The sequence below is a fragment of the Pseudomonas fluorescens genome (genome assembly GCF_002022275.1).
Taxonomy (GTDB): Bacteria; Pseudomonadota; Gammaproteobacteria; order Pseudomonadales; family Pseudomonadaceae; genus Aquipseudomonas; species Aquipseudomonas fluorescens_AJ.
The window spans coordinates 54,882-68,355 of sequence record NZ_MSDF01000012.1 but is presented as its reverse complement, the minus strand read 5'-3'; the positions used below and the strand labels follow the sequence as shown (position 1 = coordinate 68,355).

The window sequence follows — 13,474 nt, the reverse complement described above, 5'->3', positions numbered from 1 at the left end:
TGAACTTCCTGGGCAGCACCTGCCTTACGCAATTGCATTAGGGACGTCCATCCCATGCAGCCATGCCAGCCAATACCTCTTCTTATAAAGAGCTGGGTGAGCAGGATTATCGGAGAAATACCATGTCGTACGCAGTAATTGTTACTGGTGGCAAGCAATACAAGGTCGCCCCAGGTGAATACCTGAAGATCGAAAAACTGGAAATCGCTACCGGCGAATCCGTTACCTTTGATCGCGTTCTGTTGGTCGCCAATGGCGATGACGTGAACATCGGCGCTCCAGTTGTTGCTGGCGCTACCGTTGTGGCTGAAGTGATCTCCCAAGGTCGTCACGATAAAGTCCGCATCATCAAGTTCCGTCGTCGTAAGCACCACATGAAGCGTATGGGCCACCGCCAGTGGTACACCGAGATCAAAATCACCGGTATTCAGGCTTAATTTCAGCCTAATTCCTCACTAGGAGAATTGACTCATGGCACACAAAAAAGCTGGTGGTAGTACCCGTAACGGTCGCGACTCAGAAGCCAAACGCCTTGGCGTTAAGATGTATGGCGGCCAGAAAATCATTCCGGGCAACATCATCGTGCGTCAGCGCGGCACCCAATTCCACGCCGGTTACGGTGTTGGCATGGGTAAAGATCACACCCTCTTCGCTAAAATCGAAGGCGTGATCAAGTTTGAAGTAAAGGGCGCTTTCAACCGCCGTTACGTGAGCGTTGTCGCCGCTTAATTGCGCGATCGCTGGAAAAGCCCTGTCTCGCGACGGGGCTTTTTCGTTTGTGGAGTGAGTCTCTTGCAAAGCTGTTTGTGATGGGCTCAGGCGCTGGATTGGCGGTCGTTTTCTGAGGTCGCTGCGCTCATTTTTGCAAGAGTCTTATGTCTTGGTTTCTTAAGCTCGTCCACGCGACGAGAGGCGTTTTGTTATGAAGTTCGTTGATGAAGTTTCCATCCGAGTAAAAGCAGGCGACGGCGGTAACGGTTGCATGAGTTTCCGTCGCGAAAAATTCATCGAAAACGGTGGCCCAAACGGCGGTGACGGCGGTGACGGCGGTTCCATCTACATGATGGCCGACGAAAACCTCAACACCCTGGTCGACTACCGTTACACCCGGCACTTTGATGCCGAGCGTGGCTCCAACGGCGGCAGCACCGACTGCACCGGTAAAAAAGGCGAAGACCTGGTACTGCGTGTACCGGTCGGCACCACGATCATCGATTCTGCTACCCAGGAAGTGATTGGCGACCTGACCAAGGCCGGCCAGAAGCTGATGGTTGTGCAGGGCGGCTGGCACGGTCTGGGTAACACCCGATTCAAGTCCAGCACCAACCGTGCACCACGCCAAACCACGCCGGGCAAGCCGGGCGAGCAGCGTGACCTGAAACTGGAAATGAAAGTACTGGCCGACGTAGGCCTGCTGGGCTTGCCGAACGCCGGTAAAAGTACCTTCATTCGTTCGGTTTCGGCCGCCAAGCCGAAAGTCGCCGACTACCCGTTCACCACCCTGGTACCAAACCTGGGGGTGGTCAGCGTTGACCGCTGGAAAAGCTTTGTGATCGCCGACATTCCCGGCCTGATCGAAGGCGCTTCCGATGGCGCCGGCCTGGGGATTCGCTTCCTCAAGCACTTGTCGCGTACTCGCTTGCTGCTGCACCTCGTCGACATGGCGCCGCTGGATGACACCAGTGCACCGGATGCTGCCGAAGTGATTGTCAGCGAGCTGACCAAGTTCAGCCCGGCCCTGGCCGAGCGCGATCGTTGGTTGGTGCTGAACAAGTGCGACCAGATCCTGGAAGAAGAGCACGAAGCGCGCGTCAAGGAAATCGTCGATCGCCTGGAATGGGAAGGTCCGGTCTACGTGATCTCGGCCATCGCCAAAGAAGGCACCGAGCGCCTGACCCGCGACATCATGCGCTACCTCGAAGACCGTGCAGACCGCCTGGCGGCCGACCCGGTATTCAAGGCCGAACTGGCTGAGCTTGATCAGCAGATCGAAGACGAAGCCCGTGCCCAGCTGCAAGCCCTGGACGACCAGCGTGCCCTGCGCCGCAGCGGCGTGAAGTCGGTCCATGACATCGGCGACGATGATTGGGACGAAGAAGATGTAGATGACGAAGACGGTCCGGAAATCATTTACGTGCGTGACTGATTCGTTGCGATAAACTTGAACGCCGCTCCTTTTAGAGCGGCGTTTTGGTATCCGGGTATAACGTTTTGGGCGGCGCTGGGTCGCGCAGCCCTCACTTTAAGGTTGAAGATGATGCGGAGCAAAGTGACAGGTGCGCAGCGCTGGGTCGTAAAGATCGGAAGTGCGCTGCTGACGGCGGATGGCAAAGGCCTGGATCGCGCAGCGATGAGCGTCTGGGTCGAGCAGATGGTGGCCTTGCATGAGGCTGGCGTGGAATTGGTGCTGGTATCGTCCGGGGCTGTTGCTGCCGGAATGAGCCGCCTCGGCTGGACCGCGCGACCCAGCGCGATGCACGAGCTGCAAGCTGCCGCCGCCATCGGCCAGATGGGCCTGGTGCAAGCCTGGGAATCCAGCTTTGCCGAGCACGGCCGCCACACCGCGCAGATCCTGCTGACCCACGACGACCTGTCCGACCGCAAGCGCTACCTCAACGCCCGCAGCACTTTGCGCGCGCTGGTGGAGCTGAAGGTCATCCCGGTGATCAACGAAAACGACACCGTGGTCACCGACGAGATCCGCTTTGGCGACAACGACACCCTGGCAGCCCTGGTGGCCAATCTGGTGGAAGCTGACCTGCTGGTGATCCTCACCGACCGTGACGGCATGTTCGACGCCGACCCGCGCAACAACCCAGACGCCCAGTTGATCTACGAAGCCCGGGCCGATGACCCGGCGCTGGATGCGGTTGCCGGCAGCGTCGGCGGTGCCCTGGGTCGTGGCGGCATGCAGACCAAGCTGCGCGCTGCACGCCTGGCCGCACGTTCCGGTGCCCACACCATCATTGTCGGCGGGCGCCTGGAGCGCGTGCTGGATCGTCTGAAGGCCGGCGAGCGCATCGGTACGCTGCTGTCGCCGGAACGCGGCATGCTGGCGGCGCGCAAACAATGGCTGGCCGGTCATCTGCAAACCCGTGGCACGTTGGTACTGGATGCAGGTGCCGTATCTGCATTGTCCCAAGGCAACAAGAGCCTGCTGCCGGTGGGCGTCAAACTGGTGCAGGGCAGCTTCCGCCGTGGCGAGATGGTGGTGTGCGTGGCGCCCGACGGGCGTGAGATCGCCCGTGGCCTGGCCAACTACAGCGCTCTGGAAGCACAGAAGATTATTGGACAATCGTCCGACGCCATTGTCGGACTCTTGGGTTACATGGCCGAACCGGAACTGGTTCACCGCGACAACCTGATCCTCGTCTAAACATAAGGAATACACGATGCGCGTGATGAAGGGATTGCTCGGCCTGTTAGTGGCCCTGCCACTGTTGGCCTCGGCGGAAGAGATCGGCCAGGTATCGACGGTGTTCAAATTTGTCGGCCCCAACGACCGCATTGTGGTCGAGGCGTTTGATGACCCCAAGGTCGACGGCGTGACCTGCTACCTGTCGCGGGCCAAGACTGGCGGCGTCAAAGGCGGCCTGGGCCTGGCTGAAGACCGCGCCGAAGCTTCGATTGCCTGCCGTCAGGTGGGCCCGATCCACTTCAAGGGCGAGCTCAAGGACGGCGACGAAGTGTTCAAGGAGCGCACCTCGCTGGTGTTCAAGACCATGCAGGTGGTGCGTTTTCTCGACAAGAAGCGCAACACCCTGGTTTACCTGGTTTACAGCGACCGTTTGATTGAAGGCAGCCCGCAGAATGCGGTCACGGCCATCCCGATTTTGCCTTGGCCGACTGCGCAATAACCGGCGGGCGAGTTTTTCAATCGGCGTCTATGATTGCAGGCTTGTGGTCTGTAATCTCGACAAGCCGCAATGCGAAGAACATGGGATATCTGGAGTTCGTCATGAGTGCTTTCCACGACCTGAAACTCAAAGCTTTAGACGGTCATGAGCTGCCGCTGGCGCCCTTCAAGGGGCAAGTTGTGCTGGTGGTCAACGTGGCCTCCAAATGTGGCTTGACCCCGCAATACGCGGCGTTGGAAAACCTCTATCAGCAATACAAGAGCCAGGGTTTCACCGTGCTGGGCCTGCCGTGCAACCAGTTTGCAGGCCAGGAGCCGGGTACCGAGGAAGAGATCCAGGCGTTTTGCAGCCTGAATTACGGCGTAACGTTCCCGTTGGGCAGCAAGCTCGACGTCAACGGGCCTGATCGCCATCAGCTCTACCGCCTGTTGGCGGGCGAGGGTGCCGAGTTTCCGGGAGACATCACCTGGAATTTCGAGAAATTCCTGTTGGGCAAGGATGGACGCGTGCTCGCGCGCTTCTCGCCGCGCACCGCGCCGGATGATCCAACGATCGTGCAAGCCATCGAAAAAGCTTTGGCCTGAATAGCGGGCTTTTTGTGGCAAGCAGACTTGCTGTGGCGAGCGCGCTTGCCCCGCGTTGGGCTGCGCAGCAGCCCCAATAAACTCACCGCGATTCTCCAGACACTCCGAGGTGCATGGTTTCGGGGCCGCTTCGCGCCCCAACGCGGGGCAAGCCCGCTCGCCACAATAAGCTCGCTCACCACAGGCCAGCGCTTCTTCGCCTCCCGCACTTTTACCCCTTAATCACCCAGATCAATAGTGCTTCCACGCGCCGCGCACACGCAATATTATCCACATCATAAATCCCTCTGCCGTGGAGTGCTCCATGTCTGTCCAAGCTTTATTCAAACCCTTCCAGCTCGGTGCACTGCAGTTGTCGACCCGCGTGGTCATGGCGCCCATGACCCGTTCGTTTTCCCCGGGTGGCGTACCCAACTCCAAAGTCATCGAGTACTACCGCCGCCGTGCCGCTGCCGGTGTTGGCCTGATCATCACCGAAGGCACCGTGGTAGGGCATCAAGCCTCCAACGGTTACCCGAACGTCCCGCATTTTTACGGTGAGGCCGCGCTGGCCGGCTGGAAAAAAGTGGTCGACGCCGTGCATGCCGAGGGCGGCAAGATCGTCCCGCAGCTGTGGCACGTGGGCAGCGTGCGCCGTATCGGCACCGAGCCTGACGCCAGCGTGCCGGCCTACGGCCCGATGGAAAAACTCAAGGACGGCACTGTCGTCGTCCACGGCATGACCGCCCAAGACATCAAAGACGTGATCAACGCCTTCGCCCAGGCCGCCAAGGATGCGCAAAGCATCGGCATGGACGGCGTGGAGATCCACGGTGCCCACGGCTATCTGGTCGACCAGTTTTTCTGGGAAGGCACCAACCAGCGCACCGACGAATACGGTGGCAGCCCTGCCAATCGCTCACGTTTTGCCATTGAGTTGATCCAGGCCACCCGCGCCGCCGTGGGTCCGGACTTCCCGATCATCTTGCGTTTCTCCCAGTGGAAGCAGCAGGACTACACTGCGCGCCTGGTGCAAACCCCGGAAGCTTTGGGTGAGTTCCTCAAGCCGTTGTCTGACGCGGGTGTGGATATTTTCCACTGCTCCACGCGCCGTTTTTGGGAGCCGGAATTCGAAGGTTCCGACCTCAACCTGGCCGGCTGGACCCGTCAGCTCACCGGCAAACCGACCATCACCGTCGGCAGCGTGGGCCTTGACGGCGAATTCCTGCAGTTCATGGTCAACACCGACAAGGTCGCGCAACCGGCCAGCCTGGAAAAACTGCTGGAGCGCCTGAACAACGACGAGTTCGACCTGGTCGCCGTGGGCCGCGCCCTGCTGGTGGACCCGGATTGGGCCGTCAAAGTGCGTGAAGGGCGTGAAGGCGACATCCTGCCGTTCAGTCGTGAGGCGTTGACGACCTTGGTGTAATGGGCGACAGGCCTGACGCCATCGCGGGCAAGCCCGGCTCCCACAGTGGAATGCATTTCCTTGTGGGAGCCGGGCTTGCCCGCGATGGCGATCTAACGGCCAACACCTGCGTCAGATCAAGCGCGACTGCCCTGCAATCACCGGCTGCTCGCTGCACACGCCGCGCAACTGCCGTTCAAACTGCTCGATAATCGCCGGCCAACCCTGGCGACTCGCGTGTTGCCGGGCATTCAGGCGCATGCGGCGCAGACTTTCTGCATCTTCCAGCAGCCAATTGGCCGCATCGCAAAACGCTTCCTCATCCCCCGGCATCGCCAGCACACCGTTGTAGCCATGGCGGATATGCTGGGTCGCGGCCGCCTGGTCGTAGGCCACCACGCCCAACCCCGAGGCCATGGCTTCCAGTACCACGTTGCCAAAGGTTTCAGTCAGGCTGGGAAACAGGAACACATCGCCCGACGCGTAATGGCGCGCCAGTTCTTCACCGCGCAATGTGCCGCAGAAAATGGCTTCCGGTAGTTCCTTTTCCATCATCGCCCGTTGTGGGCCATCGCCTACGATGATCAGTTTCATCTGGCGCAGTGGGTAAGTGTCCTGCAAGGTTTCAAAGCAACGTTTGAGCAGCCCCAGGTTCTTCTCCTGCGCAAGCCGCCCCACGTGTATCACCGTGATTTGCTCACTGTTCAATGCCCAGCTTTCACGCAGGGCATTATCGCGCTTGGCCGGGTGAAACAATTGACTGTCGACCCCGCGCGACAACATGCCCAGGCGCTCGAAACTACGGCGCTCCAGCTCCAGACGTTGGCTGGTGCTGGGCACGAGGGTCAAGGTTGAGCGGTTATGGAACCAGCGCAAATAGTGGGTCACCACGCGGCTCAGCAGGCTCAAGCCATATTGATTCGAATACTGCTGGAAATTGGTATGGAACCCGCTGACGACGCTGATTCCCAGGCGACGCGCCGCGCGCAACGCGGATAACCCCAGCGGCCCTTCCGTGGCGATATACAGCACGTCCGGGCGCTGACGGGTCCAGCGCCGCAGCAGTTTGTGCATCGACGACTGGCCCCATTGCAGGCCCGGGTAGCCCGGCAGTGGCCAGCCGCGGCACAGCAGCAATTCGTCATCGCTGGGGCGGCTCTGGTCGACACCCTGGCGCGGGCGCACCAGTTCGACTTGATGGCCACGCGCACGCAAACCGTCACACAGGCGGCCAAGGGTATTGGCCACCCCGTTGATCTCCGGCGGGAAGGTTTCGGTAATCAGGGTGATGTGAAGCGAGGCTGTCGTCATGACCCACAGTGTCACCGTGGGCCATGTCGTCATTGTGTCATCGCGATGATGGATTTATGACTTGGCGACCTGTTGCCGCGTCATGGCTTCGGCGCCTTGCTCACGCACCCAGAACAAGGTGGCGCCAGCCACTGCAGCCGGCATCATCAGCAGGTTGACCACCGGCACCAGCAACACCAGGTAAACAATGCCGCCGAAGCTCATGCTCTGCCAGCGTTTCTGGCGCAGCCAGGCGAGCATCTCGTTCCAGCCCAGCTTGTGGTTGTCGGCCGGGTAGTCGATGTACTGGATCGCCATCATCCACACGCCAAACAACAGCCACAGCGGCGCCGCGACGAGGTTGACCACCGGAATGAACGACAGGATAAACAGGCCGATTGCCCGTGGCAGGAAGTAGCCCAGCTTGCGCATTTCCCGCGCCAGGGTACGCGGCACCATGGCGATCAGCTCGCTCCAGCTGAAGGCCGGAAAGTCATCGGTGCCACGCACCACCACTTCGACTTTCTCCGAGAGAAAACCGTTGAAAGGCGCCGCGATGATGTTGGCCAGCATGGTGAAGGTAAAAAACACCATCAGCACCACCAGCACCACAAACAGTGGCCACAGCAGGTAATTCAGAAAGCTCAGCCAGCTCGGCAGCGTCGGCATCAAGTGGTCGACCCAAAGGCTGAACTGATGGCCGGCGAAATAGATCAAGCCGACGAACAGCACCAGGTTGATCGCCAGCGGCAGCAGCACAAACAGGCGCAGGCCAGGGCTCAACACCAATTTGAGGCCTTCACGCAGGTATTGCGGGCCGGAAAGAGCGGGGGCGGGCATGGGGAACTCCGAGCAGGATGACGAACGCGCCGACCTTACCGGCTTTGTCGCGCAGGCGAAAGCCGCGACATCAACGGTAACAAAGGTGTCGATCAACCCGTTCAATTGCATAGAGATCGCCTATGAGCTGGATTGTCATTCCGTATTTCCTTAATCTTGCCCCCCTCTATACGCTGCACCCATTATTTTCAGGATCTGCGAGTTCAAGCCTTCCCCAAGTGCTTCGCGGTCCTTTTTTATTCCAGCCGCCTTGTTGTCCGGGCGGTCGACAGGAGTGAGTCATGTCTGATACCCGTCATTCGCGAGTGATTATTCTCGGTTCCGGCCCTGCCGGTTACAGCGCTGCCGTCTACGCTGCCCGAGCCAACCTCAAGCCGCTGCTGATCACCGGCATGCAGGCGGGCGGTCAATTGACCACCACCACGGAAGTCGACAACTGGCCGGGCGACGTTCACGGCCTGACCGGCCCGGTGTTGATGGAACGCATGAAAGAACACGCCGAGCGCTTTGAAACCGAGATCGTCTTCGACCACATCAACAAGGTCGACTTCTCCAAAAAGCCTTACAGCCTGACCGGCGACAGCGGCGTCTACACCTGTGACGCGCTGATCATCGCCACCGGCGCCAGCGCCCGTTACCTGGGCCTGCCGTCGGAAGAAGCGTTCATGGGCAAGGGCGTTTCCGCCTGTGCGACTTGCGATGGTTTCTTCTACCGCAACAAACCGGTCGCCGTAGTCGGCGGCGGCAACACCGCTGTGGAAGAGGCGCTGTACCTGGCCAACATCGCCAGCACCGTGACCCTGGTTCACCGTCGCGAGACCTTCCGCGCCGAGAAGATCCTGATCGACAAGCTGCACGCCCGTGTTGCTGAAGGCAAGATCATCCTCAAGCTCAACGCCACCCTGGACGAAGTCCTGGGCGACAACATGGGCGTGACCGGTGCTCGCCTGAAAAACAACGATGGCAGCTTCGACGAGCTGAAAGTTGACGGCGTGTTCATCGCCATCGGCCACACCCCGAACACCTCGCTGTTCGAAGGCGTGCTGGACGCCAAAGACGGCTACCTGGTGGTGCAGGGCGGCCGTGAAGGCAACGCGACTGCGACCAACATCGAAGGCATCTTTGCTGCCGGTGACGTGGCTGACCACGTGTACCGTCAGGCCATCACCTCGGCCGGCGCCGGTTGCATGGCGGCCCTGGATGCCGAGCGTTACCTCGACGGGTTGAAGGACGCTTCGTTCTAAACCGTTGAAATAAAAAAACCGGCTGAGAGGCCGGTTTTTTTATGTCCACAATTTAATCAGCGCCGCAGTTCAAATGTGGGAGCTGGCTTGCCTGCGATAGCGGGGTGACATTCACCACCGCCATCGCAGGCAAGCCAGCTCCCACAGTGACCGTATTGCAAATTGAATCAGCGGCGGGTCAGGGGCTGTGCGGTGAATTTCACACTGGCCAAACCATGCGCGATCAACGCCCGGATATTGCCGTGGTCAGTGCCTTCCGGAGTAGCCACGACCGAACGGTAATGCTCACCAAACGCCAACAGCGCTTCCTGGTCATTCAAGCCTTCCAGCAATGCCAGGCCAAGGGTCTTGCACGAACCTTCGTTCTGCCCGGCAGCATTTTCCACGTCGCCGTTGGTGAAGGCTTGCGGCTGGTAGTCGTAAGCTGCGGCCACAAAAGCCAGTGTGTCAGCAAAAATATGTTCGCCGCTGTTGAGGCTGGCACGCAGGGCATTCAAATCAGTCATGGGTTTTTCCTTTGGCAAACGCCGCCTGTTGGTCGGCGCTGGCTTCTTTCTGGTATTGGGCTTTCCACTCGGCGTACGGCATGCCGTACACCACTTCACGGGCGTCATCGAGGCTTAGTTCGATCTGACGCTCGTCAGCCTCGGCCTTGTACCACTTGGACAGGCAGTTGCGGCAGAAACCGGAGAGGTTCATCAGGTCGATGTTCTGCACATCCTTGCGGCTGTCCAGGTGCGCCACCAGCCGGCGAAAGGCGGCGGCTTCGAGTTCGAGGCGTTGTTGATCGTTCATAAGGCTCACTGAAAATCCGGGGGGTTAGCGGCTGGCCGCCAGGGTAATCGAAACCGACTCGGCAAAACGCAGCGCGTGGGGTTTGTCCACTTCGACTTCGGCGTACAGCACGGACTCATTGCTCATCACCAGGTCCAGCAGTTCCTGAGTCAGGCGCTCCAGCAGGGCAAAACGATTGCCTTCGACGTGAGCGATGATCGCCTTGGTGATGGTGCGGTAGTTCAGCGCGTGGTCAATGTCATTGTCGCGCACGGCTTCCTGGGCGGCATACAGGATGGTCAGGTTGATCAGCACATCCTGCTTGTTGAGGATCTCGTCCTCGTTGATGCCGATAAAGGTGCGCAGGCACAGGTCCTTGACCCGGATGCGCGCCATGCCTGGTTGAAGTTGTGGCATTGCTACTTGCTCCGTCCGATCAGTTGCAGGAACTCCATGCGCGTAGTGTTCGACTCGCGGAACGCGCCGAGCATCACCGAGGTGTTCATGGTTGAATTCTGTTTTTCCACACCGCGCATCATCATGCACATGTGTTTGGCTTCGATTACCACTGCCACCCCGGCCGCCTGGGTGACTTGCTGGATGGCGTCGGCGATTTGCCGCGTGAGGTTTTCCTGAATCTGCAGACGCCGTGCGTACATGTCCACAATGCGCGCCAGCTTCGACAGGCCGAGCACCTTGCCGGTCGGAATATAGGCCACGTGGGCCTTGCCGATAAAGGGCAACAGGTGATGCTCGCACAGCGAATACAGCTCGATGTCCTTGAGGATCACCATCTCGTCATTGTCGGAGGCGAACAGGGCGCCGTTGACGATTTCGTCCAGATCCTGCTCATAGCCATGACACAGGTACTGCATGGCCTTGGCCGCGCGCTTGGGGGTGTCGAGCAGGCCTTCGCGTTCCGGGTCTTCGCCCAGACCTTTGAGAATTTCGCGGTAGTGTTGGGGCAGGGACAAGGTCATACAACATCCTCACAAACGGCTTACTTGATATGCCGCCCGCCGTTGACGGTCAGGGTGGTACCGGTGACATAGGGGTTGTCCAGCAGGTAACGCACGCTCTGGTAGATCACCTCGGGCCCGGGTTCGATGCCGAGTGCGGCCTTTGAAAGCACCTTTTCGCGGTACGCCGTGTCGTCGCCTTCGTTGAACATCACCATGGCCGGTGCAATACCGTTGACCTTGATCAGCGGCGCAAATTGCGCGGCGAACGACAGCGTGAGGCTGTCGAGCCCGGCTTTGGTGGCGCAGTAGGCGATGTGCTGGCGGCTGCCCTTGCGCACGACGTCATCGCTGATATGCACGATATCGGCGGGTGTCGAGCGTTGCAGCAAAGGTGAACAATGCAGGTTGATCAGGTACGGCGCAAGCATGTGCACGCTGAACATGTCGATGAATGCACGGCTTTCGTCGCCAGGGGTTTCCGCCACCCACGCCGAGGCGTTGTGGATGATTGCGCGCAGGCTGTCGGTGTGGGTTTTCAGGGCGGCGATGAAGGCGAGAATCCCCGCTTCGCTGGAAAAATCGGCAAACACGCCGACCGCGCCGCGTTCGCGCAAGGCCTCAACGCCCGGGCGTTCGCTGCGGTAGCTGAAAATCACCCGGTGGCCTTCGTCCAGCAGGCGCTCGGCGCAATGCAGGCCGACACGCTGGCCGGCACCGGTGATCAGGATCGGGGCGTCTGTTGCAGTCATGGGAGGCTCAAGTCGCGGGCAGGTGGAAACTATACCAGCGACCGGCCGCCCCTGTACTCAAGCGGCAGCTTCGCTGACCTTTGCCGGAGGCGGTGAGGGGTGCAGCCAGTTCGCCAACAAGTGCGTCGACAACGGAATAAAGAAGTAAACCATCAGCGGCGTGAGCGCCAGGGTGCTGACCAGTACACGGGTGAACAGGTCCAGTTCGCTGAGCAATGGCCCAAGGCCAAAGTTGAACAGCAGCGACACCGGAAAAAACGCCAGCCAGATTGCGACCGCCTGTTTCCAGCGTGGCGGCCGAGCGCCCACGGTGCCAAACCAGCCGTCGATGCCACTGACGCGATGCTCGGACGGGTCGGCAAACAACTCGCTGCCACGACTCAGCCACGCGCTGCGCGAGGCGGAGAACTCCCAGGCGTGCAGGGTTTTTTCGTCGGCGAAGCGGAAGATAATCTGGAATTCGTCATCATGGGGCGGCGGTGCCAGCACGCCGGAACCCAGGTAACCGGGAAAGTCAGTGGCCAGTTGCTCGCCTTCGCGCAGCCAGGCCATCAGTTCTTCGTAGCGCCCTTTGGCCACGCGGCGCGCAACCATCAAGGTGACGGGAGAGGTAGACATTGTGTATCTCCAAATAGACGGGTGCGCTGAACCGGGTAGGTGGCGCACAAACATAGCGACGGGGTGGTGCCGCTATGTAAAAACAGGCAAGGATTATTCCTGTTTTACCCAAATACGCCAGAGACTTCGGACGGATCGTCGTAGACCTTGAACCGGACGCGGCAATCGGCGTTAAATGGGATCCAAATCCACACGGACGTTTCTGACCTCTGATGCCTGAAATCATTGCTCCTCAGCGCGACGCCACGCACGACATCGACGCTGACTCCGAGGCGTTGTTTCCGATTCGCGAAGTGGCGCGGCTCACCGGGGTCAACCCGGTCACCTTGCGTGCGTGGGAGCGCCGCTACGGCTTGATCCAGCCCACCCGCACCGAAAGCGGGCACCGACTGTATTCGAGTGCCGATATCGACACCGTGCACCGCATTCTCGACTGGATCGAGCGCGGCGTGGCGGTCAGCAAAGTAGGCAAGATCCTTGCGCGCGATGATGTGCACAGCGAACCGCTGACGGCATCGCGTATTGATACCGACCTGGAGTGGCGCCAGTGGCAAGCGCAATTGCGGCTGGCTATCCACGCATTCGACGACCGCCAACTGGACCGCTTGTACGGCCAGATTTTCTCCGCCTACTCAACCGCGGTGGTGTTCCAGGACATTCTCATGCCGCTGTGGCAACAGTTGCTGCGTCATCACGCCAGCTTCGGCCAGGCCAGTGAATGGCTGTTCTTCGACAGCTTCCTGCGATCACGCGCGGCGCAACGCCTGCAGGCGATCTGCGCCTCACCGGCGCCGCGGGTAGTGTTGTCGGCCATCGCCGGAGAATGCCGTGAGCTGGAGTTGCTGGTCGCGGGTTTACTGATTGCCAGTGAAAAGCTTGCAGTGAAGGTGCTGGGGATGGGTCAGCCGTTCGATGAGTTGACGCTGATCTGTGAGAAAACCCGGCCGCAAGCCCTTGTCCTGTTCTCCAATCGCGCTCCCGGCAGCGAGTTGCCGGCGCGGCTCAAACGCCTGGCAATGACGCTGGATTGCCCGCTGCTGCTCGCCGGTGATGCGGCGGATTTTGCCGAGCAAAGCCTGGCGGGTTCGCCCATCGGCTGCCTGGGTAACGACGCACGGTTAATGCAGCGCCGCCTGCAGCAATTTCTCAGCGGTCAGCTGGATACCTGA

Annotated in this window: 18 protein-coding genes; 10 read left to right on the top strand and 8 right to left on the bottom strand. The window is 60.0% G+C overall.

The features are described from left to right. Window positions 1–122 precede the first annotated feature (122 nt). The 7 genes from rplU (at window position 123) to BFW87_RS06260 (ending at window position 5,849) form a co-directional block, all read left to right on the top strand. Window positions 123–437: a 50S ribosomal protein L21 gene (gene rplU / locus BFW87_RS06290; RefSeq protein WP_003176051.1), complete on the top strand. Its 315-nt coding sequence runs from the start codon at window positions 123–125 to the stop codon at window positions 435–437. Between the two features lie 34 nt (window positions 438–471). Continuing rightward, window positions 472–729: a 50S ribosomal protein L27 gene (gene rpmA / locus BFW87_RS06285; RefSeq protein WP_003176049.1), complete on the top strand. Its 258-nt coding sequence runs from the start codon at window positions 472–474 to the stop codon at window positions 727–729. 193 nt (window positions 730–922) lie between these two features. Continuing rightward, window positions 923–2,146, top strand: coding sequence for an Obg family GTPase CgtA (gene cgtA, locus BFW87_RS06280; protein ID WP_078739070.1), 1,224 nt, complete (start codon window positions 923–925; stop codon window positions 2,144–2,146). Between the two features lie 111 nt (window positions 2,147–2,257). After that, entirely contained in the window at window positions 2,258–3,376 is a 1,119-nt protein-coding gene (gene proB, locus BFW87_RS06275) for a glutamate 5-kinase (protein ID WP_057013120.1), read from the top strand. A 16-nt stretch (window positions 3,377–3,392) separates the two neighbouring features. Continuing rightward, a complete protein-coding gene (locus BFW87_RS06270; RefSeq protein WP_078739069.1) occupies window positions 3,393–3,857 on the top strand; it encodes a CreA family protein in 465 nt (154 codons plus the stop codon). 101 nt (window positions 3,858–3,958) lie between these two features. Then, complete coding sequence (locus tag BFW87_RS06265; protein ID WP_078739068.1) at window positions 3,959–4,441, top strand: glutathione peroxidase; 483 nt, start codon at window positions 3,959–3,961, stop codon at window positions 4,439–4,441. Window positions 4,442–4,745: 304 nt separating this feature from the next. Next, window positions 4,746–5,849, top strand: a complete 1,104-nt coding sequence (locus BFW87_RS06260; RefSeq protein WP_078739067.1) for an NADH:flavin oxidoreductase — start codon at window positions 4,746–4,748, stop codon at window positions 5,847–5,849. Between the two features lie 111 nt (window positions 5,850–5,960). Here BFW87_RS06260 and BFW87_RS06255 read toward each other — a convergent pair whose 3' ends face one another. Together BFW87_RS06255 and cysZ are read right to left on the bottom strand one after the other, a co-directional pair. Beyond that, window positions 5,961–7,139 carry a glycosyltransferase family 4 protein gene (locus tag BFW87_RS06255; RefSeq protein WP_078739066.1) on the bottom strand — a complete coding sequence of 393 codons (1,179 nt, stop codon included), beginning with the start codon at window positions 7,137–7,139 and terminating at the stop codon, window positions 5,961–5,963. Window positions 7,140–7,193: 54 nt separating this feature from the next. Then, a complete protein-coding gene (cysZ, locus tag BFW87_RS06250; protein WP_078739065.1) occupies window positions 7,194–7,958 on the bottom strand; it encodes a sulfate transporter CysZ in 765 nt (254 codons plus the stop codon). On the opposite strand from cysZ, the gene BFW87_RS31955 reads away from it, so the two are divergent. Beyond that, the gene (locus tag BFW87_RS31955; RefSeq protein ID WP_176159717.1) at window positions 7,957–8,112 is read left to right on the top strand and encodes a hypothetical protein; all 156 of its coding nucleotides are present in this window, start codon (window positions 7,957–7,959) and stop codon (window positions 8,110–8,112) included. The two genes, cysZ and BFW87_RS31955, sit on opposite strands and share 2 nt — an antisense overlap. Window positions 8,113–8,239: 127 nt before the next feature. After that, complete coding sequence (gene trxB / locus BFW87_RS06240) at window positions 8,240–9,202, top strand: thioredoxin-disulfide reductase (protein ID WP_078739064.1); 963 nt, start codon at window positions 8,240–8,242, stop codon at window positions 9,200–9,202. A gap of 167 nt (window positions 9,203–9,369) precedes the next feature. Here the strand turns inward: trxB and BFW87_RS06235 are convergent, their stop codons facing one another. The 6 genes from BFW87_RS06235 to BFW87_RS06210 are packed head-to-tail and all read right to left on the bottom strand — an operon-like array spanning window position 9,370 to window position 12,305. Next, window positions 9,370–9,708, bottom strand: a complete 339-nt coding sequence (locus tag BFW87_RS06235) for a HopJ type III effector protein (RefSeq protein WP_078739063.1) — start codon at window positions 9,706–9,708, stop codon at window positions 9,370–9,372. Further along, complete coding sequence (locus BFW87_RS06230) at window positions 9,701–9,997, bottom strand: DUF1244 domain-containing protein (protein WP_010206472.1); 297 nt, start codon at window positions 9,995–9,997, stop codon at window positions 9,701–9,703. Before BFW87_RS06230 ends, BFW87_RS06235 begins: the two co-directional genes overlap by 8 nt. 24 nt (window positions 9,998–10,021) lie before the next feature. Next, a complete protein-coding gene (gene folX / locus BFW87_RS06225) occupies window positions 10,022–10,393 on the bottom strand; it encodes a dihydroneopterin triphosphate 2'-epimerase (RefSeq protein WP_003194073.1) in 372 nt (123 codons plus the stop codon). Window positions 10,394–10,395: 2 nt separating this feature from the next. Beyond that, on the bottom strand, window positions 10,396–10,956 hold the full coding sequence (gene folE, locus BFW87_RS06220) for a GTP cyclohydrolase I FolE (protein ID WP_078739062.1): 561 nt from the start codon (window positions 10,954–10,956) through the stop codon (window positions 10,396–10,398). A 20-nt stretch (window positions 10,957–10,976) separates the two neighbouring features. After that, entirely contained in the window at window positions 10,977–11,687 is a 711-nt protein-coding gene (gene folM, locus BFW87_RS06215) for a dihydromonapterin reductase (RefSeq protein WP_078739061.1), read from the bottom strand. Between the two features lie 57 nt (window positions 11,688–11,744). Continuing rightward, window positions 11,745–12,305: an antibiotic biosynthesis monooxygenase gene (locus BFW87_RS06210; protein WP_078739060.1), complete on the bottom strand. Its 561-nt coding sequence runs from the start codon at window positions 12,303–12,305 to the stop codon at window positions 11,745–11,747. 212 nt (window positions 12,306–12,517) lie between these two features. Between BFW87_RS06210 and BFW87_RS06205 the strand changes: the two genes are divergently transcribed. After that, on the top strand, window positions 12,518–13,474 hold the full coding sequence (locus BFW87_RS06205) for a MerR family transcriptional regulator (protein ID WP_078739059.1): 957 nt from the start codon (window positions 12,518–12,520) through the stop codon (window positions 13,472–13,474).

What these genes read in the sequence shown, in the direction of transcription:
- proB (WP_057013120.1), top strand. Translation starts at nt 2,258, where the DNA reads ATGCGGAGCAAAGTGACAGGTGCGCAGCGCTGGGTCGTAAAGATCGGA.
- BFW87_RS06205 (WP_078739059.1), top strand. Translation starts at nt 12,518, where the DNA reads ATGCCTGAAATCATTGCTCCTCAGCGCGACGCCACGCACGACATCGAC.
- BFW87_RS06270 (WP_078739069.1), top strand. Translation starts at nt 3,393, where the DNA reads ATGCGCGTGATGAAGGGATTGCTCGGCCTGTTAGTGGCCCTGCCACTG.
- BFW87_RS06230 (WP_010206472.1), bottom strand. Translation starts at nt 9,997, where the DNA reads ATGAACGATCAACAACGCCTCGAACTCGAAGCCGCCGCCTTTCGCCGG.
- BFW87_RS06260 (WP_078739067.1), top strand. Translation starts at nt 4,746, where the DNA reads ATGTCTGTCCAAGCTTTATTCAAACCCTTCCAGCTCGGTGCACTGCAG.
- cysZ (WP_078739065.1), bottom strand. Translation starts at nt 7,958, where the DNA reads ATGCCCGCCCCCGCTCTTTCCGGCCCGCAATACCTGCGTGAAGGCCTC.
- folM (WP_078739061.1), bottom strand. Translation starts at nt 11,687, where the DNA reads ATGACTGCAACAGACGCCCCGATCCTGATCACCGGTGCCGGCCAGCGT.
- rpmA (WP_003176049.1), top strand. Translation starts at nt 472, where the DNA reads ATGGCACACAAAAAAGCTGGTGGTAGTACCCGTAACGGTCGCGACTCA.
- cgtA (WP_078739070.1), top strand. Translation starts at nt 923, where the DNA reads ATGAAGTTCGTTGATGAAGTTTCCATCCGAGTAAAAGCAGGCGACGGC.
- BFW87_RS06255 (WP_078739066.1), bottom strand. Translation starts at nt 7,139, where the DNA reads ATGACGACAGCCTCGCTTCACATCACCCTGATTACCGAAACCTTCCCG.
- rplU (WP_003176051.1), top strand. Translation starts at nt 123, where the DNA reads ATGTCGTACGCAGTAATTGTTACTGGTGGCAAGCAATACAAGGTCGCC.
- BFW87_RS06265 (WP_078739068.1), top strand. Translation starts at nt 3,959, where the DNA reads ATGAGTGCTTTCCACGACCTGAAACTCAAAGCTTTAGACGGTCATGAG.
- BFW87_RS31955 (WP_176159717.1), top strand. Translation starts at nt 7,957, where the DNA reads ATGGGGAACTCCGAGCAGGATGACGAACGCGCCGACCTTACCGGCTTT.
- folE (WP_078739062.1), bottom strand. Translation starts at nt 10,956, where the DNA reads ATGACCTTGTCCCTGCCCCAACACTACCGCGAAATTCTCAAAGGTCTG.
- trxB (WP_078739064.1), top strand. Translation starts at nt 8,240, where the DNA reads ATGTCTGATACCCGTCATTCGCGAGTGATTATTCTCGGTTCCGGCCCT.
- folX (WP_003194073.1), bottom strand. Translation starts at nt 10,393, where the DNA reads ATGCCACAACTTCAACCAGGCATGGCGCGCATCCGGGTCAAGGACCTG.
- BFW87_RS06235 (WP_078739063.1), bottom strand. Translation starts at nt 9,708, where the DNA reads ATGACTGATTTGAATGCCCTGCGTGCCAGCCTCAACAGCGGCGAACAT.
- BFW87_RS06210 (WP_078739060.1), bottom strand. Translation starts at nt 12,305, where the DNA reads ATGTCTACCTCTCCCGTCACCTTGATGGTTGCGCGCCGCGTGGCCAAA.